18 protein-coding genes are annotated in these 19,511 nt (G+C 48.9%); 5 read left to right on the top strand and 13 right to left on the bottom strand.

All coding sequences use genetic code 11. The features are described from left to right. Positions 1-58 precede the first annotated feature (58 nt). From HP568_RS13815 to HP568_RS13845, 7 genes are all read right to left on the bottom strand, one after another. Positions 59-1,135, bottom strand: a complete 1,077-nt coding sequence (locus tag HP568_RS13815) for a M42 family metallopeptidase (protein WP_048034174.1) — start codon at positions 1,133-1,135, stop codon at positions 59-61. Positions 1,136-1,237: 102 nt separating this feature from the next. Beyond that, positions 1,238-2,506 carry an MFS transporter gene (locus HP568_RS13820; RefSeq protein WP_173629371.1) on the bottom strand — a complete coding sequence of 423 codons (1,269 nt, stop codon included), beginning with the start codon at positions 2,504-2,506 and terminating at the stop codon, positions 1,238-1,240. Between the two features lie 75 nt (positions 2,507-2,581). Further along, positions 2,582-3,184, bottom strand: a complete 603-nt coding sequence (locus HP568_RS13825) for a TetR/AcrR family transcriptional regulator (RefSeq protein WP_056489704.1) — start codon at positions 3,182-3,184, stop codon at positions 2,582-2,584. A gap of 151 nt (positions 3,185-3,335) precedes the next feature. Further along, complete coding sequence (gene pepV, locus HP568_RS13830; protein ID WP_173629372.1) at positions 3,336-4,772, bottom strand: dipeptidase PepV; 1,437 nt, start codon at positions 4,770-4,772, stop codon at positions 3,336-3,338. Continuing rightward, complete coding sequence (locus HP568_RS13835) at positions 4,759-5,490, bottom strand: GTP pyrophosphokinase (protein ID WP_017250656.1); 732 nt, start codon at positions 5,488-5,490, stop codon at positions 4,759-4,761. Before HP568_RS13835 ends, pepV begins: the two co-directional genes overlap by 14 nt. A 133-nt stretch (positions 5,491-5,623) precedes the next feature. After that, on the bottom strand, positions 5,624-7,705 hold the full coding sequence (locus HP568_RS13840) for a methyl-accepting chemotaxis protein (RefSeq protein WP_173629373.1): 2,082 nt from the start codon (positions 7,703-7,705) through the stop codon (positions 5,624-5,626). Positions 7,706-7,827: 122 nt separating this feature from the next. Further along, positions 7,828-8,301: an N-acetyltransferase gene (locus HP568_RS13845; RefSeq protein ID WP_007722846.1), complete on the bottom strand. Its 474-nt coding sequence runs from the start codon at positions 8,299-8,301 to the stop codon at positions 7,828-7,830. Between the two features lie 200 nt (positions 8,302-8,501). On the opposite strand from HP568_RS13845, the gene HP568_RS13850 reads away from it, so the two are divergent. Then, positions 8,502-9,095 carry a TetR/AcrR family transcriptional regulator gene (locus HP568_RS13850; RefSeq protein WP_017250658.1) on the top strand — a complete coding sequence of 198 codons (594 nt, stop codon included), beginning with the start codon at positions 8,502-8,504 and terminating at the stop codon, positions 9,093-9,095. A gap of 38 nt (positions 9,096-9,133) precedes the next feature. Here HP568_RS13850 and HP568_RS13855 read toward each other — a convergent pair whose 3' ends face one another. The 3 genes from HP568_RS13855 to HP568_RS13865 are packed head-to-tail and all read right to left on the bottom strand — an operon-like array spanning position 9,134 to position 12,275. Continuing rightward, positions 9,134-10,810, bottom strand: a complete 1,677-nt coding sequence (locus HP568_RS13855; RefSeq protein WP_173629374.1) for a peptide ABC transporter substrate-binding protein — start codon at positions 10,808-10,810, stop codon at positions 9,134-9,136. A gap of 3 nt (positions 10,811-10,813) precedes the next feature. After that, complete coding sequence (locus HP568_RS13860; RefSeq protein WP_173629375.1) at positions 10,814-10,987, bottom strand: hypothetical protein; 174 nt, start codon at positions 10,985-10,987, stop codon at positions 10,814-10,816. Continuing rightward, positions 10,947-12,275: an ATP-binding protein gene (locus tag HP568_RS13865; RefSeq protein ID WP_048034179.1), complete on the bottom strand. Its 1,329-nt coding sequence runs from the start codon at positions 12,273-12,275 to the stop codon at positions 10,947-10,949. Before HP568_RS13865 ends, HP568_RS13860 begins: the two co-directional genes overlap by 41 nt. Positions 12,276-12,456: 181 nt before the next feature. Here HP568_RS13865 and HP568_RS13870 point away from each other — a divergent pair, with 181 nt between their 5' ends. Both HP568_RS13870 and HP568_RS13875 read left to right on the top strand, forming a co-directional pair. Beyond that, complete coding sequence (locus HP568_RS13870) at positions 12,457-14,949, top strand: U32 family peptidase (RefSeq protein ID WP_048034180.1); 2,493 nt, start codon at positions 12,457-12,459, stop codon at positions 14,947-14,949. Positions 14,950-14,980: 31 nt separating this feature from the next. Next, positions 14,981-15,211, top strand: coding sequence for a DUF1128 domain-containing protein (locus tag HP568_RS13875; protein ID WP_015892616.1), 231 nt, complete (start codon positions 14,981-14,983; stop codon positions 15,209-15,211). A gap of 65 nt (positions 15,212-15,276) precedes the next feature. Here HP568_RS13875 and HP568_RS13880 read toward each other — a convergent pair whose 3' ends face one another. The 3 genes from HP568_RS13880 to fabF form a co-directional block, all read right to left on the bottom strand. Further along, complete coding sequence (locus HP568_RS13880; RefSeq protein ID WP_173629376.1) at positions 15,277-16,350, bottom strand: DUF4179 domain-containing protein; 1,074 nt, start codon at positions 16,348-16,350, stop codon at positions 15,277-15,279. Beyond that, positions 16,325-16,873 carry a sigma-70 family RNA polymerase sigma factor gene (locus tag HP568_RS13885; RefSeq protein ID WP_173629377.1) on the bottom strand — a complete coding sequence of 183 codons (549 nt, stop codon included), beginning with the start codon at positions 16,871-16,873 and terminating at the stop codon, positions 16,325-16,327. The genes HP568_RS13880 and HP568_RS13885 overlap by 26 nt, the downstream gene beginning before the upstream one ends. A gap of 124 nt (positions 16,874-16,997) precedes the next feature. Beyond that, positions 16,998-18,230, bottom strand: a complete 1,233-nt coding sequence (fabF, locus tag HP568_RS13890; RefSeq protein WP_173629378.1) for a beta-ketoacyl-ACP synthase II — start codon at positions 18,228-18,230, stop codon at positions 16,998-17,000. A gap of 135 nt (positions 18,231-18,365) precedes the next feature. On the opposite strand from fabF, the gene HP568_RS13895 reads away from it, so the two are divergent. Then, positions 18,366-19,229, top strand: a complete 864-nt coding sequence (locus tag HP568_RS13895) for a helix-turn-helix transcriptional regulator (RefSeq protein ID WP_173629379.1) — start codon at positions 18,366-18,368, stop codon at positions 19,227-19,229. Continuing rightward, positions 19,226-19,438 (top strand): hypothetical protein, encoded by a 213-nt coding sequence (locus HP568_RS13900; protein ID WP_309142221.1) that lies wholly within the window; start codon positions 19,226-19,228, stop codon positions 19,436-19,438. Before HP568_RS13895 ends, HP568_RS13900 begins: the two co-directional genes overlap by 4 nt. Positions 19,439-19,511: the final 73 nt, after the last annotated feature.

Below are 19,511 nucleotides of genomic sequence, written 5' to 3' on the forward strand. Positions count from 1 at the left end.
CAAAACAAATAACCCTCTCCATCGCAATCATACATGCATGGAGAGGGTTTCGCTTCCCTCATCTATCGAGCAGTTGTTGAACCGTTTCCTTATCGAGCTTCTTGATGATAGCTGTAAGCAACTGGGCAGCCTGCTCGAAATCACGTTTTGACATAATTGCATTATGGCTGTGAATATATCGTGTCGCAAAGCCGACGACAATCGACGGGCAGCCAATGCCGCTTATATGGAATTTCGCTGCATCTGTTCCGCCTCCTGCGAGGGCATCCACCTGTACATGGATGCCGAGCTCCTCTGCTGTGTCGAATACGAGATCGCGCAATCCGGTATGCGGAATCATCGTGGCATCAAATAACATGACGAGCGGACCGTCCCCCACATTGCAGGTCATCGGATACGATTCATTTCCAGGCGTGTCATATGCGAGTCCAACATCGACAGCAAAAGCAATATCCGGTTCTACCAGCCTCGCTACTGTGCCAGCACCCCGGGTCCCAACTTCTTCCTGCACGGTTGCACCGGCGTATACCACATTAGGATGCTCTTCCGTCTGCAATCGTTTCAGCACCTCGATTGCCAGCGCACACCCCGCCCGATTATCAAGCGCCTTTGCGACCCACAGCTCTCCGTCGCGCATCGTCGTAAAATCACTGTCAGGGACAATCCAATCACCTGGGCGAACACCCATTTCCTTCGCATCTGCTTCATCTTTCGCCCCGATGTCAATGTACAGCTCCTTGAGCTTCATGACTTTTTCCCGCTCTTCTTTTTCCAGCGCATGCGGTGCCTTCGAACCAATGAGCCCGAGATACTCACCTTTGCGTGTCTTGACCTTCACACGATGTGAGAGCATATTGTGCGTCCACCATCCGCCAAGCTGGATAAAACGCAAGTACCCTTTTGGCGTGATATTCGTCACCATGAAGCCTACTTCATCCAAATGTCCCGCGAGCAAAATTTTCGGTCCGTTTACTGAGCCCGTCTTCTTCCCGAGAACCCCACCCAGCCGATCCTTTACCAACTCGTCGCTGAGAGGCTGTAAGTACTCCTCCATCTTCACCCTGACTTCGCGCTCGTGCCCAGGTACTCCGTCCGTTTCCGTCAAATCCTTGATCAATTTCGTGAGATCGTCCATCATTTATCTCCTTTTCGATACTGACGTATTCCCGTTATGTTTGCCTACCTCTATTTGTTATTGTTTCCCTAACAAATATCCTGAATGCGCTCGAGTACTTCTTCATGCTGTCGCATTTGATTGGGTGGCCTTCGTAATCCGATGAAAGAGCACGAGACAAATCAGTCCCATCCCCACAAACATTCCGGTGATCGCAACGTTGGGAACCCACGCACTGACAAGAATAAACATACCTGCACTGCTCACCCCCACAATGCTAAACAGAGAATGTACAGCCATATACGTACTCCTCGCATGATCTGGCACCATATTGGCGAGTAACGCTTGTTTTACCGGGATGTGCATCACTTCACCCAGAGTCGCGAAGAACATGGCAAAGAGCAGGACAGCAGGGGAGCTGCTGAAGCTAATCCACGCATACCCGCAAAAATACAGGACAAGGCCTGACAGGAGCACCACCCTATCTCTCAAGCTCTTCACCACGCAGGAGATCAAAACCGTCAAGCAAACAACCAGCAACGTGTTCTCTGTTTTTAATAGACCTAACAAGTTCATCCCATCTACCTGGATGCCCAAAAACGGAAATAACTGCTCAGGCTCTGGGATTTCTTTCACTAAACGAAGGCCGATGACATTGGTCAATTGCTCCTCTACAGCAATAATGAGCAAATTCGCTATGGTAAACAGCAGAAAAATCCGGTGCTTGAGCACTTCTTGATAAGCTCCCAGGACATCTACCATAAAACTCGAAACTTTTTGTCTTTGCTTGCCAGACGCCGAGCATGCACGTTTTTCTGGTACATACGTTTCCTTGATAAACAGGATCGTCATGGCGAGCGAAATCGCGATGCTTACAGCCACACCGAGAAATAGCGCAAAATAATGCTCATTGAACAAAAAAGCACCCACCAATCCTCCTATCGCTACCGCCAGATTATTCAACCAATAGGAAGCCGTAAAAATCGCTCTCCGATTCTCGGGCTGACTCACATCAATGACGAGTGCTTGGTAAGCAGGCCCCGACGCCCCCAAACAAAAGTTATGAAACAGAAACAAAATAAATGTCACATAGGGCAACTGGAGCCAAGGCGAGTTAACGAAGGCCACACCAAGAAAGCTGATGAAAATGACCGCCTCAGATGCAACGATCACTTTTTTTCGCCCGATCCTGTCCGCCACATATCCCCCTGCAAAAGAGCCTGCGACACTCGCTGCCATCACACCTAAAAACATAAAACCCGTTACAACCGTCCCCAATTGCTTGGAGAAAAAAACAATCAAGTACGGGGTCACAGTCATGCTCGCCATCGTCGTCAAAAATTGTAACATCAGTCTGATCTGGATGTTGCTATCGAACTTCCAAAAACTCATCGTGACCACTCCTCTCTCTTTTAACGATTGATTAATCAATCATTTATAATTCAAAAAAAAGACCGGTGGAGAATGCTAGCGATTCTTCGGTCCAAAAAGCTGGATGGCAACCGGAACGAATTTTTCCCACATGTTGCTTTGTGGCCCATCCGTCAAATTCACACGCAGACCAATTAACAGACTCATGTACGCTGTCGCCACATATTTGGGATCTTGGACATGCAAGAGTCCTTTCTCTTGTCCATTGATCAAGAGCTCGGCAATTTTCGTACGAAAGGTATTGTGAAACGCATCTAGCTCAGCAAAAGAATGGGCAAAACGATTGTAGTAGCCGACTACTTGTACAACCAGACGCAAGTAGGAATCGAACGTAGCGAAGCTCTTGATGTGATTGGTCACCATTCTCTCCAATTCCAGTAATGGCTCAGATGCTTGGGGATCAAAGTCAAGCAGTTTGACCGAATGCTCTTGTAATGGCTCCGTGACGGCTGCATGAAAGAGCTGATCCTTGTTTTCAAAGTACGTGAAAACACTGCCAAAGCTCACTCCGGATGCCTTCGCGACTTTTGCAATGGTGGTATCGTCATAGCCGTGCTCGGCAAACAAAAGAACTGCCTGCTGGAGAATCGTTTCCCGCTTTTGCTTCATTTTTAGCACTTGTTCTTCTGAAAGTGGCATGGTGTACAGTCTCCTTGCTAATGAATGATTAATCGATCAATCGTTAATTTGCATTATAGTACTGACTTCCAGCATTTGCAAAGAGTTTTGTCTCTTTCTGATTCAGCCAAAATAAAAACGGCTGGCACTTATGTCCAGCCGTTTGCTATTCCTACTTCGCCAATTCATAGATCGCTTGCGCGTAAATCGCTGTCGCTTTGATCAGATCATCCACGAAAATATATTCATCTCGCTGGTGGGCACTGTCAGGACGCCCTGGGAAAAGCGGTCCGAATGCTACCCCAACATCCAACGAGCGGCCGTAGGTAGCGCCGCCAATTGCAATGATGCCAGCCTCCTCGCCTGTTTGTTCCGTATACACGCGTTGCAGTGTCGTCACCAAAGGATGATTCGGGTCGACGCGGTGTGGTGTCAGATGCTCAGCTACTTCGAGTGTAAATGCCCCTTCACTGAATCGTTCAGCAAGAACGGCCGACCATTTTTCGAAGGCAACAGAATGTGGGTAACGGATATTCAGACGGAAAAGCGCATCCTGCTTTTCATCATACTCGATCACACCTGTGTTCAGTGTGAGCGCACCCATTTCTTCATCATCATGGGAGATGCCGAGCGCTTCACCGTAATGCTGCTTGTGCAAATAACGATCAGCCAAGCCTACAAATACAGCTCCGCGTTCATCCAAGGACAAGGAGAGCAAAAAGTGAATGAGCTCGGTACCCGCGTTGACGCCTTTGCTCGGGTCCATTCCGTGAACCGAGACGCCTTCCATGTACAGCACTACGAGACCGTCCTGCTCCTCCACTTTGCCTTTCAAACCAGTCGCTTCCAAGTGCTGGCGATAACTTTGTGCAATCGCCTCACTATTCAAGCCGATTGGCGCAAGCGTTGCTACAGCCCTGTCTGGAACCATGTTCATCCGCAAGCCAGCTTGTAATGAAACGAGCTTTGCCTCCACATCTTCCGCAGCAGATATTCCAAGGCTTTGGAAGGATGCAAGCGTCTGACGCAACGACAGATCAGTCAAGCCTTTTTCCGCATAGATCAGCGGGAAGTCTGCATCTGGCGTAAAGCCCATTGTCGGCATTTCTTCCGTTTCAAAATACGTGTTCACACACTGCCAGCTCGATTCTTCATCCGTACCGAAAATAAAGCGCACGCGCTTCGACAGCGGCAATCCCAGCTCCATCACAATCTTCGCTGCAAAAATGGCAGCCATCGTCGGCCCCTTGTCATCAATCGCACCACGGGCCACCATGCGTCCATCCACGATCTCGGCTGCATACGGTGGCGTACTCCAGCCATCGCCTTCCGGTACGACATCGACATGGCTCAGAATGCCGATCAATTCCTCGCCCTGCCCGAATTCAGCGTGCCCTGCATAGCCGCGGACGTCTTTGGTTGTCATGCCTGCTTTTTCACACACGTCTAGTGCAAAGTCAAGCGCTTGCCGAATCCCTTCTCCAAAAGGGGCACCTTCTCTGGATGTCTCAGGGTCCAAAACGCTTTTAATCTGCAAAAATTGTTGTGTTGTCGCAATCAGTTCGTCCTTGCGTTTATTTGTTTCTTCCAGCCAATTAACGCTTGTCATTCTCTTCTCCAGTCCTCTCATTCATACTTCCTTCGTCCATTGCCGCATCGACGTCGAGATCCAGCTCCACCAACGATAATAATGACTCCATCGGCACTTCTTTTTTCGTAAATTCTGCTTGGGCGTCTTTAATTTCATCCCGGATGTTGTTCATTTCGCTGTCCAGCTTGTAGGACGCCTTGGCAGCCTCGAACAATCTTTGTCGTATATCGGATGGGATAATTCCCTCGTATTTATAATTCAGCGAGTGCTCAATCGTCGCCCAAAAATTCATTCCCAATGTGCGAATCTGAATTTCAACCGGAATGGTCACTTGCCCACCCGCCATCATGATCGGATACTCCACAGCAAGATGATAACCGCGATATCCGCTTTCTTTTGGGGTGGAGACATAATCCTTCTCCAAATACACACGCATGTCTCCGCGATTGCGGATCATCTCAACGACTGCAGGTATATCATCAATAAACTGGCAAATGACGCGGATGCCCGCGATATCACGAATTTCCCAGCAGATATTCTCATCAATCGGAAACTGCAAGCGGTTTGCCTTGTTGTAAATACTCGGGATCGATTTGACCCTGCCCACCGCAAACTCAATCGGTGAATGCTCCTTGCGTTTGCGCAGCTCATTACGGATATTTTTAATTTTGACTTTGATTTCTTCTACAGCTTGTTCGAACGGTAGCAGATATAGTTCCCAATCTAGTTTGTGCACGCTTACGTCCCTCCGGCTTGAAACTCTCCATCGTCCTTATCATTCAACATTTTGTGTGAGATATCCTTCCAAAATACAAAAAGAGACGGGAGAAAAGGCAGTTGTCACCGGCTTTTGCTCCGTCCCTTTTTTCTTAATTTTCGCGCGAAACAAAGGCTGCAAGTGAGCTTCTCAGCTCTTCTGCTAGAATGGCCAACTGAGTCGCAGCATCAGCAATGAGCTCCATCGCTGCACTCTGCTCCTCTACCGCAGCCGAGATGCTTTGAACACCGGCAGCCGCTTGCATCGATGCAGACGATACTTCCCCAGCGACAACGGCTACCTGTTGGGCATCCGGCGCCATACGCCTGAAGGCTTCACTGACACCGTTAATTTCCTGCGACACCCCGAGGATGTTTTCCTCGATATGCTGGAACATCTCTTGCGATTGGTGTGCTGTCTTCATGCCGCGGGCGGTCGTTTGGGCACCCTCGACCATCCTGGCGACCGCTTCCTTTGTATCCTTTTGTACGTCTCCAATCATGCCTACAATCTGCTGGGCAGCACTGTTGGTATCTTCTGCCAGCTTGCGCACTTCTCCTGCGACGACTGCAAATCCCTTGCCATGCTCTCCTGCTCTGGCCGCTTCAATCGCAGCATTCAAGGCTAGCAGATTGGTCTGTCGGGCAATTTCTGTAATGACCGAGATAATTCTCGAAATGTCCTTCGAGCGCCCTTCTAATACATGAATGACATCCGTTGCAGCTTCTACCGAACGATTGATTTCGTCCATGCTGTCCATCACATCTGTGATCGCGCGTCTGCCAGCATGTGCATGCTGCTTCATTTCTTCCGCAGATACGGTCACCCGTTCTACATTTTCCGTTACAACCGCCACATCTTTCGTTAAATCAACAGCCAGATTCAAGGTTTGTCCCATTTTTTCTACCTGACTGTCGGCAGATGCAGCCACTTGATCGACGACGAGGACAATTTGCTGGCTGGAAGCGGCAATCTCACTGGTGTTTCCCTGAATATTACGTACGGCACCGGATACGGAAGCGGCTGCCTGCTGAATCTGAAACAAAATTTTGCGCAGTTGCTTCTGCATCGTAACAAGAGACCCTGCAAGCTCCCCTAGTTCGTCTTTTCGTTTTAATAGCTTGTCAGGTATCTCTCGCGAAAAATCCCCATGCCCAATCCGCTCTGCCACGGCAAGCATGCCGCGAAACGAGCGGCGAAGCCAGTTTGCTGTAAATAACGAGATGATGACGATGAGCAAGAGGACGGCACCATTAAAGGCAATCATGGCATCCCGAATGCGGGTTGGGCCCTCCAGTATTTCGGTCATGTTCATCTCTGCCAAAATCGCCCACGTCTTCTTCCCCACTTTGACCTGATCGTAGGATACGAGTACTTGCTGTCCTAAGTAATCCATGCTTTCGACCGTTCCTTCGGATTGTTGGGTGAGCAAGACTTGATCGACGATGGGTGTATCTACTTTTTGCTGTAACAACGTATTTGGTCCACTACCCAGTTGCGAGCGCATGAGCTTGTCCGGACCGCCCACCAAGTAAATCTTCCCGGTTTCCCCCAGCCCTTCCCGTTGGTTGAATATTCTTGAAATATAATCCATGGATACTTCGACGGCTATTTGCCCAATGATGTAGCCTCGTTCGTAGATCGGCGCTGCAATGTATACCCCTGGCGCCCCTCCAGATGGTTCGTAATTGCCGAGGTCTGACATTTCTGCGCTTTGGGTTTTCCTGACTTGCTGCACAGTCTGGCCAAGTACAGAGTCAGCGTGTGGGCCTGTCAGGAGATTGGTTCCAAAATCGGCCTGCGGCTTTGTCTCATAAACGATGTCCCCTTGTGCATTTAACAAAAAAGCATTTACGAAGCCGTAGCGCGCGACCTCCATCTTCAATTCGTTCGTATACTGCGTTTGCACTTCTTCATAAGCTGGCGATTCCAGGCCTTGCCGCCAGACGTCCTCAAACGAAGAAAGGGCAGACATTACTGTTCCCGATGCAGCCAATGTATCCACGTTCCTGGCTCGCTCGCGAAAGTAATTTTCCACCTGTTCCTTATTGCTGTGACGCAGCGCTTCCAGTGTAGCGGCGCTTCCGTTCAACAATTCCTGCTTGGATTCCTGATAAGCAAATACTCCCGCTGCCGTCAACGGTACACTTCCTGCCAGTAGTAGAACGAGCAATATACGAGCGCCTAGCTTCATGGAAAAGCCCCCCATTTTTTCCAATCTCTTTTTCTGGTATACTTGTAGAATATTGTTTATATTTCTACTATTTATATGAATATAGTACCAGAAAAGAAAAAAGGAAGGCTAGACCAAATGTATCAGGCTGTTTCGAAAATCATAGCAATTTCGTCGCACATCGGCAGTTTGGAGCAGTTAATGCAATCCTTCCAAGCTTTTTGCGGCAGTGTTTCCTTGGCAACCACCCAAAACCCGCACTTTTCAAAAAACACTTGTTGATAGGTCAGCGCCAATACACGTTTAATGCCCAAAAGGCGGCATTGCTCAACCAAATGAAGAACCAGATGTTTTCCAACACCCATCCCCTTCGCTTTTTCCGAGATAGCCAAGGAGCGGATCTCAGCCAGATCCTCCCACAAAATATGTAGGCCTGCGACACCTACGACCGAATCTCCATCATGAGCGACAATAAAGGATTGCAAGTTTTCTAAGAAAGACAGCTTCGTACGTGGCAGCATCAAGCCTTGTTGTGCATATTCATTAACAATCTCCAACATGGCATCCACGTCTTTCATCGTAGCCTGACGTACTGCCAGTGCCTTTGCAACACCCATTTTACTCTCCTCCACCCCATGCATTTCGAGCCTGGTATGATTTAATATTTATTCATTATAGTATATAAATATACATTCGAGCTGCGCAGAAGTCTATCCTTTTTTCACCTAATTTATGCTCAATTGCATGAACTATTCTTTTGTTAGGTAACGGTTGTGTTATAATCAAGCGTACGAGTTCATAAGGAGGTGCTACATACTTGACGACGAGACGGGAACGGAAAAAGCGCGAAACCCGCGAAAAAATCTTCAATGCTGCCATCAAGCTCTTTAAAACGCACGGCTTTGAAGCAACCACAATCGACATGATTTCCGAAGAAGCGGATGTTGCACGCGGTACGATCTTTCTGCATTTCACTTCAAAGGAAGCCATTCTCGCTAACTGGGGATATGAGCGTCTGCATGAAATCGAGGAGCGCCGGGAAGAGTGGGATTATGGTAACGAATGCAAATCGAAGGTGCTCCGGATCTACAAGATCATGAATGAAGTCACCATCACCAATTTCGATTTCATCAAAGTCGTCGTAGAATCCTCGATGAAACATCGGAAAGTGCTTGAGAATGAAAAGAATATGTACTTTGAATTGCGTCAACTGTTCGCTGACTTGATTGAAGAAGCGCAAGAAAAGAATCAATTGAAAAGCAAATTCAACCCTCTTGTCGCTGCGAATATGTTGGAAAATATCTACTATAACGCTCTTTATGATTGGGTACGCAGCGAAGGCGCCTGGGCACTCGAAGAAATCATGGAAGAGAAGGTCTCTATCGTATTCGAAGGGCTGGTCGTGGAATAATCCGACTGACCAGCCCTTCGAATGTGACTACTTGTGATTTATTCGAAATACGCCCATTTGTACTGCGCGTGGCCCAAACCTGAAATGACTACGCCTTTCAACTTGGGGTTCTGTGCATACACCGTAGACTTAAAGTAAAACGGTATGACTGGCATTTCGTCCACCAGGATTTTCTCCGCCTCTTGCAAGATCGCTTTTCGTTTGGCAGCATCCTTCTCCTTGGCAGAAGCCGCCAATAGATCGGCATATTGACGATTCTCCCAACGAGTATGGTTGTTGCCTTCCTTCGTTCGGAATATTTCTAGGAAGTTGATCGGATCGTTGAAATCCCCTGTCCACCCCATCCGTGCTACTTGGTACTTCCCGTTTTTCACGTTTTCATAGTAGACATTCCATTCCTGATTCTCCAGCTTGACGTGCACACCCAAGTTTTTTTGCCACATGTCCTGTACAGCTTGCGCGATTTTGGTCTGTGCTTCCTCCGTATTATAGGATAGTGTAATCGGCGGGAGCTGGTCGACGCTGGCATACCCTTCTTCCTTCATGCCTTCCGCCAACAGCTGCTTGGCTTTTTCTATGTCGTTGTCTGTAAACAAGCCTTGCTCGTTCTCAGCAAACATGGTAGGCGGCACTACGGCTGTCGCAACCAATTCCCCTCCCTGAGTGATGTTCTCCACGATGTCTTTCCGGTTGATCGCGTATGAAAAGGCTTGGCGAATTTTTTTGTTGTGGAAAGGCTTTTGCTCTGTGTTGAATTCATACCAATACGTCCCGGCTTTTGGTGTGATTACCAGCAATCCTTTTTCCTTCAAGGTCGGCATCGCGTCGAGCGGAAGATTGCCTGTCGGGGCACCTGCCCAATCGAGATCGCCACCCTCCAGCATCGACAGCTCTGTATTCGCGTCATTGATCATATTCATTTCGATTTTGGTCAGCTTGACAGCGTCTGCGTCCCAATAATGCTCGTTTTTCACAAGCGTCAGCTTGGTTTTATGCTCCCACGTATCGAGCTTGAACGGTCCATTCGAGGTGTAGGCTGATCCTGCTTCCTTTGCCCAGTCCGGATTGTCTTTCACCACTTTGGTATTTAGCGGAAAGTAGCTGTAAAAAGCCGTCAGCTCCAGAAAAAATGGCGTCGGGTTTTCCAGTTGGACGACCAATGTTTTGTCATCTGTTGCCTTGACCCCGATCTCTTCGGGCTTCGCTTTGCCTGCAAAGGCCGCTTCTGCATTTTTTACATAAAACATCTGATAGGCATACTGGGAACCGTTTTTGGAATCGAGTGCCCATTTCCAAGCGTTTTCAAAATCGTGCGCGGTCACGGGATCGCCATTCGACCACTTCGCATTGTCGCGAATCGTGAAGGTGTACGTCAGCAAATCATCTGATGCCTTGATTTCCTGTGCCATGGCGGGCTGTGGAACGCCCTTGTCGTCAATGCGAGTCAGCCCCTCAAACGTCTGAAAAATAACATTGGATGACCAAACATCCGAAATGAGTCCGGGATGAAGAGAAAGCGGTTCTGTAAAGTTATTCAGTCTGAGTATTTGTTCGGATTGCCCAGATGCACTAGCCGGTGTAGCTTCTGTCGTTGGTTGTGTGGCAGGCTTTGCTGCTTCCTGTGGTTGTCCGCATGCAGCAAGCGCTAAAGCAAAGCCTGCTGCGAAAACAGCTTTTCCTGTTTTTTGCCACCATCGGGTTACGTAACGTTGCATGGTTTATTCCCCTTCGTTCGGGAGCCTTCGCTGTTCTTCACGCTGCTGCCATTCTTTCAGCTCGCTTTTGATTTGGTAGAGCTCTGCACGTGTCTCGAGCTTGAACGCTTTTAATTCACTTCTGATGACAGCCAACTCATGAAAGAGTCGCTCCCACACCTCTTGTTCTTTGTCCATGTTCGCCTCCTTTTTCGGTCGTATACACAGCAGGCAGTTGAATCGTCACCTGCGTTCCGTGCCCGTGTTCACTCTGAAAGTGGATCGTCCCTTGCATCGCCTCGATGATCCGGCAGGTTACCATCAAACCGAGACCTGTCCCTTTTTCCTTTGTAGAATAAAAAGGCAACCCAATCTGTTCAATCTGCTCCGGCGTCATCCCCTCTCCCTCATCCTTGATGGAAATCTCATGATAGTTCCCGGCTGCTTGTACGGTGACGTGCAGTACGCCACCTTGTCCCATCGATTCGATGCCGTTTTTCATCAGATTCATCAATGCTTGCTTGAGCTTAACGGCGTTGCTCTCAACGAATAAGCCCGGTTCGGTCTCACAGGCGATTTCCACTCGGTTCATGACGCTGTAAGAGGACATGATGGCGGTCACTTCTTTCACGGTATGCGCAATCTCCAGTCGCTCCAGCGTCTCAGAATGAGGCTTGGCCAGATTTAAATAGTCGGAAATGATAAATTCAGCCCGATCGAGTTCATTTAGAACCAATCGGATGTATTCAATGTTTTTCGGATTCGTCTCCTCACGCAACAATTGGACAAAGCCTCGTACCACTGTGAGTGGGTTGCGCACTTCATGGGCAACACTAGCGGCCAGCTCACTGATCAGGTTCAGCTTTTCCGAGCGTTCGACCTGCTTGCGGATAATATGAGATTCTCGAATAAACTCGATGAAATAAACGGCTCCACCTTGTACGATCAAAGCGAGGTAGCCGATTTCCACTAGCGGCTCCAAATAATCGTTAATGATGGACAACGAGAACCCTTTCCAGATCAAAACAACCATCCCTCCACCGATGATGGATAGCTGCTTCAAGCATCCGATCAAGAGAACGACCGCTAGTTTTTTTCGCAAAGAGTAGCCATACCAACGAGTGACCAACAAAAACGGTATGATCGCGTAGACCATCGCTCCAAGAATCGTTATGAGAACGCCATCGCCACCCAAAACGATCCTTACGACAAACATCACCAAAATCGTCAATATGCCCGGGATATAACCGGCGTATAAAATGGTAATAATGATCGGTATCGAGCGTAAATCGTACTCCATACCATTACTAAGTTGTACTGGAAAGCTCATGGCAAAAATGACACTGATCGAGCTACAAACGATAACCATGGATGATTTGACGCTCATCTTGTTCGAGGTTGATCGCCCCAGCCAAACATTTCTATACAGCAAAACAGGGACGATAACGAACAGTAACTGTAGCAAAATGTCTTTGATGATTAACATATATCGGTTCCCCTGGCTCTTAGAATATTTCGATTTTTCTTACAGAATAACATCACAGGTGTCTTTCTGGAAGGCACATTTTCAACATCTGGCAGAAAGGATGTTTTTGTTGCGGTGACCAGCACATTTCCCTATGATGAAGAAGAGCTTGTTTGAAGACCTTGGAGGTAATGACATACACATGCGAAATGGTATAAAGCGTGAAGATATCGAGCTATTGGCACCTGCTGGTAACTGGGATTGTTTGAAGGCAGCCGTGGCCAACGGAGCCAATGCCATCTTTTTTGGGGTAGAAAAGTTCAACGCGCGTGCTCGTGCTGAGAACTTCCAAATGGCAGAACTGCCTGAGATTATGGCTTATTTGCACATGTACGGGGTAAAGGGCTTCCTTACCTTTAATATTCTCGTATTTGAAAATGAACTAGAGGATGCACGCGAGCTGATAGACGCCTGTATTCACGCTGGAGTAGACGCTGTGATCGTTCAAGACCTCGGTCTTGTAAAGATGATCCGCGAGATTTCTCCAGACTTCCCGATTCACGGCTCTACACAAATGACGATCACTTCGCCAGAAGCGGTGGAGTTCACGAAGCCGTTTGATATGGAACGCGTCGTACTCGGTCGTGAAAATTCATTAAAAGAGATCAAAAAAATCGGAGAAAAAGCAAAGCTGCCAATGGAAGTATTCGTCCACGGTGCCTTGTGCGTTTCTTATTCCGGACAATGTCTGACCTCGGAAATGTGGGGTGGACGCTCGGCAAACCGCGGGGAGTGTGCCCAAGCCTGTCGTTTACCGTATGATCTGATGGTAGACGGTGTGCAGAAGGAAATGGGGAATATCGCTTACGTGCTGTCCCCGAAGGACTTGGCTGCTATCGATTTGGTTCCTGAGCTGATCGAGGCTGGCGTGACTTCCTTTAAAATTGAAGGCCGCCTGAAAACACCTGAATACGTGGCAAACGTTGTGAGCAAATACAATGCCGCCATCGAGCGTTATTTTGCCGGACAAGATACGGGACCATCCGAGGTAGAAGTTCGCGAGCTGCAACAAAGCTTCTCTCGCGGGTTTACACACGGATTTTTGACCGGGACAAACAACAAGCAGCTCGTAGATGGTTCGTTCCCGAAAAGCCGCGGTGTGTTTTTGGGAACCGTAAAAAAACTGCTTCCTACCGGCGTACTGGTGGACATCACTGCTCCTGTCAAACGCGGAGACGGAATCGTGTTCGACGCGGGTGACCCCACTCAAAAAGAAGAAGGCGGTCGCATCTACGATATTTTGAGCCGCAGTAAAAAAGTAGAAGGCGAAGTTTCCAAAGGCCTGTACGAAATCGTCATGGGACGCAATGACGTGAATCTGAAGCGTCTCCATGTCGGGGACCGCGTATGGAAGACGAGCGATCCTGAGCTGGATCGTCGCCTGCGCAAAACGTTTGAGACAGAAAAGCCTTATCGCACCTTCCCGCTGTCCGTTCACGTAAGCGGAAAGCTGGGTGAAAAGCTCAGCGTCACTTGGGTGGATAAACAGGCAAATCACGCTGTCAGTGTTCCTTCCGAGGTACTGCTGGAGACTGCTTTGAAGCGTCCTCTGACGAAGGAATTGCTGCACGATCAACTCAGCCGTCTGGGCGGAACTATTTTCCACCTGGAAGCTCACGACCTGACTGTCGATCTCGAAGGGGATCTCATCGTACCTGTCAGTGAGTTGAACCGGATGCGCCGTGACGCAGTCGAGCAGCTCGTGTTCCTGCGTTCCAAGCCGCCGATTTACCATCATCACGATATCAATGTATACGCGGACGTACCAACGAGAAAACCAGTGGAAAAGCCGCTCCTGACAGCGCTGTGCCGCTCGCTTGAGCAATTGGAAGCAGCTGCGCAAACAGATGTGGACTTCCTCTACGCTGACTTTGAATTCGTCAAGCAGTATCCAGAGGGTGTCAAGCTGGCTCATAAGTACGGGAAAAAGATCGGGATTGCTACGATGCGCATTCATATGCCAGATGAAAACGGTGTCCTTGCCCTGATCGCAAAAAGCAAGCCAGATGCTATTCTCGTGCGCAATACGGGAGCACTCTATTACTACTTGTCCCGTCGTGATGAAATCGACATTCCGCTGATTGGCGATTTCTCCTTGAATGTCGCGAACCACAAGGCAGTTGAGCTGTTCCTTGCAACAGGTCTTGAGCGCGTAACGCCATCGTACGATCTGAACATCCAGCAGATGGTCGATCTGCTCAGCCGCTCAAACGCTGCGAACATGGAGCTGGTCATCCATCAGCACATGCCGATGTTCCACACCGAGCACTGCGTATACTGCACATTCATGAGTGAAGGTACTGATCATACAAACTGCGGAACTCCATGTGAGACCTCCCGCATTTCTTTGAAAGACCGCGTCGGTTTCTCTCACCCTGTACGTGTGGATACCGGTTGCCGCAATACCGTTTATAACGCGATTGACCAGTCCGGTGCTGAGTACTTGAGTGAGTTCCGCTCTCTGAATGTCGGTAGCTACCGCATCGAGTTTTTGGAAGAAGAGCCAGAGCGCGTGAAAGAAGTAATCAGTCTGTATCGCAAGGCATTACGTGGAGAAGTTAGCGGTACACACGTATGGCGTACCCTGAAGGCAACGAACCAGTTGGGCGTCACACGTGGGCAACTGACGAAATAAATACCAGCTTTGTAGAGAGGAGAGAGTAAGTATGGCTGACCTGAATCAACCGACAGTAGAAAACTTGGCCATTATCATTGAGGGCATCAAAGCAAAGCTGAACATGGCGAATACGGCTGTGATGCGCCCGGAGGATTTCGATCTCGTTCATTACGAGGATTTGCTGTACCTGTACAATATGGTGCAGAAAAAAGCGGCGTTTGGCATCAATGAAATGACCGCCATCGTTGAAGAGCTGGGTGCGATGAGAAAGCAATCCTAGTTTTTGCCCTGATCAAGTAAAGAAGCGTCGCTCCAGTACGTGGAGTGACGCTTTTTTGTGTGGTTTTATTTTTGCAAGGAAATTGTAAACGTATTGAACTTGATGTTCTTTCCATGCTTTTGTATCGTCTCGATTGCCGATGGGATCAGTGTTTCTTTTCCTTCGCCATCTGTTTCGACACCGCCACCGTTCGCAGGCAATGACATATATGGCGTGATCGTTAATTCTTTTACATCCGCTGTGACCGGGTCGTAACGTCTTGTACCCGTGAGAAACTCTTTGCCGTCGGACTTTTTACCTTGGCTGCCGCCTGAGTACGCTCCCAGCTCGTTCCCTTTTTCATCAACCACCTTGAATTCCAAATAGCTCGATAAATACCCAATTTCCTCGGTTACTGCCTGGAAACTCACAACCAGCCCTGCTGGACCCATTGTGACATCGGAAACGCTCAGGTTAATGCCTCCAGCTTGTTGCTGGTGATTAATCGGAATGCGTTTCGTATCTGTACGTTCACTGATTGGTAGGGAGAAGCTCCACTTCTTGCCGTCCTCCCCCTGGAAGCTCAGCCCTAGCTTGAATTCCTGAGGCAAGCCATTTACTGCGTCGATATCGACAATTCCGGTCGCAAGCGTCGGAGTGATTTGTGTTTGCTTGCTGCTTCCTGCGTATCCAAACGCTTCCCCGTTCACTGTCAAATCTGGTGAGGAGCCTAAATAATGCTCTCCGACTGCCTCCTTCGTTTCTAATGTGTAACCAATCGTAAAGCGTGTCCCATCATAGTAGACTTCATTGACGGTAATCGCATTGCCGCCCACGTCCTGCGACTCGCCGATTACAGTCGTTAAACCTTTTTCACTCGCTTGCTTCAATCCGCTGTCACCGTAAGTAGCGAATATCGATCCGATCAAAGGCACCTTGGAGACGAGGTTCGCCATCGCTGGTGAGACAGTCGCTGAGCTAAACAAGATACCTACAGCAACAACTGCAGCCCCTGTACTGTACACCAGCTTCCTTTTGTTTAGGCGTTTTCTTTGTGGCGATGCTTCTCGAACCGTTTTGGTGATAATGTCGTCCAGCTTCTCTGTAGGGACCGGAATGCGATCTACTTGCTCTTTATAGGCATGATTTTTTTCTCTCATTGAAATACTCCCCTTTCAGCTTCTTCCTTAATACAGTTAGACCTCTGTGTATGTTCGTTTTCACGGTACCTTCCGGGCAATCTAGCAAGGCTGCGATTTGCTTCACAGAATAGTCTTTATAAAATCGCAGCAAGAGAACCGTTACATACTTTTCTTCGAGCTCTTCCATTGCTTCCAAAAGGTCGATTCGTTCTTCCAGCCTTACACCTTCTGTATCTCGCATATTTTCGATCATGCCTTTACTCAGCGAAATTACCTTTCGCTTTTTAGCCAAATAGGCAATCGCCGTGTTGATCAAAATTCGCGTCAGCCATGTCGTAAAATATTGATCGTCCTTTACGGTTGGAATGGAGATCAAAGCCTTATAGACCGTTTCCTGAAAAACCTCCAGCGCATCCTCTTCGTTTCGCGTGTACACGAAAGCCATCTTGTACAGATTTGCTTTTTCCTGATGCATGAGCATTTGGAATGCCTCTGAATCACCAGCCTTGGCGCGTGCAACGAGACCAAGCTTTTTGTTCAATCTGTTCCCCTCCTTTTCTCCCCAGTTAGAGAAATCAGGACTGTAAAACGTTTCACAATTTTTCCGAAATGAAAAAAGCCTGCTCTCATAGTCTACCGGAGACTACGGAAACAGGCTCTATCCGTTACACTTTTTTCAATACGATGACTGCGTTATGACCGCCAAAGCCAAAGGAATTGGACATGCCGATGTCGAGCGCGGCTTTACGTGCTGTATTTGGCACATAGTCCAGATCGCAGTCCGGGTCTTGCTCCTCCTGATTGATCGTCGGGGGAATGATTCCTTCCTGCAAGCTCTTAATCAGGGCGATCGCCTCCGCCCCCCCTGCTGCACCAAACATATGACCGGTCATCGATTTGTTGGCGGTGACCGGTACACGATACGCATGCTCGCCAAACAGCTTTTTGATTGCCAATGTCTCGGAACGGTCTCCGATTTCTGTACTGGTCGCGTGCGCACTGATGACATCGACGTCTGTCGTTTGCACCCCTGCTTCCTGGAGAGCCCATTTCATCGCACGGTAGGGACCGATTCCTTCTGGATGTGTCGCCACCATATGATAGGCATCTGAGCTTGCCCCATAGCCAATCACCTCGGCATACATCCGGGCGTTTCTTTTCTTGGCGTGTGATTCTGATTCCAATATCACAATACCGGCACCCTCTGCCATGACAAACCCATCCCGCTTTGCATCAAATGGCCGACTCGCTCCTGCTGGATCATCATTTCTCGTGGACAATGCCGTCGCATTACTAAAGCTGGCGAGAGATATATCCGTCACTGCAGCCTCAGACCCTCCTGCGATGACGACATCCGCCGCGCCCGCCCGAATGAGCCGGAAAGCCTCTCCGATAGACGTATTCCCAATCGAGCAAGCAGTAACAGGGGACATCGTCGGCCCGTACAGACCGTACTTGATGCTGATCATCGCTGCTGCCATGTTGGAGATGAGCATGGGAACCAGCGTTGGGCTGATCCTCTCAGGCCCTCGCTCACGCAGGACATCATGCTGCTCAAGCAGTGTCTTTACCCCACCAATGCCAGAGCCTACATATACCCCGATTCGCTCGCGGTCCAACTCGTCCAACCGAAGCTCTGCATCCTCTAGCGCTTCTTCTACAGCAGCAAGAGCGAACTGGCAAAAGCGATCCATTCGCCGCGCTTCTTTGCGCCCAAAACGCTCCTCCGGATCAAAATCTCGCACCAAACCTGCGATTTTCGTTTTATAGCGTGCTGTATCAAAAGTATCAATAGGTGAGATACCAGACTTCCCTTGCACGAGACTGTTCCAAAACTGATTTACTGTATTCCCTACCGGGGAGATCACACCCATACCTGTAACAACGACTTTTTCCATAGTAAGCCTCCAATTCGAGTGCCTTATGGAGATCATCTTGTCACATGGGTTATCCTATTACAAGTTGTTGTTTATCCTAGTATAATGAGTACTAGTCTAACAAACTGAACCAGTTGAGGAAATGGAGAGTGTACCATGAATCAGCAAACGCGTTTGCAGGCACTGTCTACTTTTTTGAAAGCACAGCGCGCCAAAATCCTGCCACAATCGGTTGGACTGGCTCCCGGGACGCGCAGAAGAACCCCTGGACTACGAAGAGAAGAAGTTGCACAGCTCGCGGGGGTTAGCTCCACCTGGTATACATGGCTGGAACAAGGCCGCGATATCAAGGTCTCGCCTTCTGTTCTGGACGCAGTTGCGAGAGCCTTGCAGCTAACCGTCGATGAGCGAAAATATTTGTATGCGTTGGCACTGGAGACAGGCACGGGAGTCGGGCAAGACGTGCAAAAAGATGAACCGCCGCAGATCAATCCGGCCCTAAAAAGAATCTTGAAAGAATTGCGCTCGTGTCCAGCCATCATTACAGATCGGCGCAGTCATATTGTCGGCTGGAACGAGGCAGCCGCACATGTCTTTCTCGATTTTGAACAAATCCCTTACGAAGAGCGGAATTTGATCCGTCTCGTGTTTACGCGAAAGGAATTACGACGGCTGGCCGTTAATTGGGAGCATTTCGTCAGCGGCTTTCTTGCGATTTTTCGTGCCAATTACGGTCAGTATGTAGAGGACGAATGGTACGAGCAGTTTTTAAACGAGATGCGGCAGGTTCATCCCGACTTTCACGACCTGTGGGAGCAAAGCCGCGTCAGCTCAGCCCCGGAGGTTTTACTGGAATTCCGTCATGCAAAGGCAGGGAAAATGCTCTTTCATCTGACTTCACTGCAAGTTTCCGGGAATGCGGATTTGCGATGCAGCATTTACACGCCTGACCCGAATTCTGCCACGGAAACGAAGCTGCGGCAACTGATTGATCGTCCGGTTTCTTCTGCACAACCGTGACCGAAGGTTTTTCTGGTTTGGGTCACCATAGTGGAGGAGAAGAAAAAGCACAGTTCTCTTCGACTCTGACACGCCTGCATGGGGGATTGACTGGCCGTCTCCACTTCAAAAAGGGGACCGTCGAGCCAAAGCCACCCTACGGGCGGAAGGTTCTCGAGGAAGAAGTGTTCGACAAGCGTGGTCCCCTTTTTGAAGTTCCGACTGGGTAGGCGTTGTCAAGGTCTGCGAGCCCTGTGCTTTTTCTTCTCACCAGCTTTGTTTGTTCATCGTTATTTTCTAAAC

It is taken from the genome of Brevibacillus sp. MS2.2, assembly GCF_013284345.1.
GTDB classification, from domain to species: Bacteria; Bacillota; Bacilli; order Brevibacillales; family Brevibacillaceae; genus Brevibacillus; species Brevibacillus brevis_C.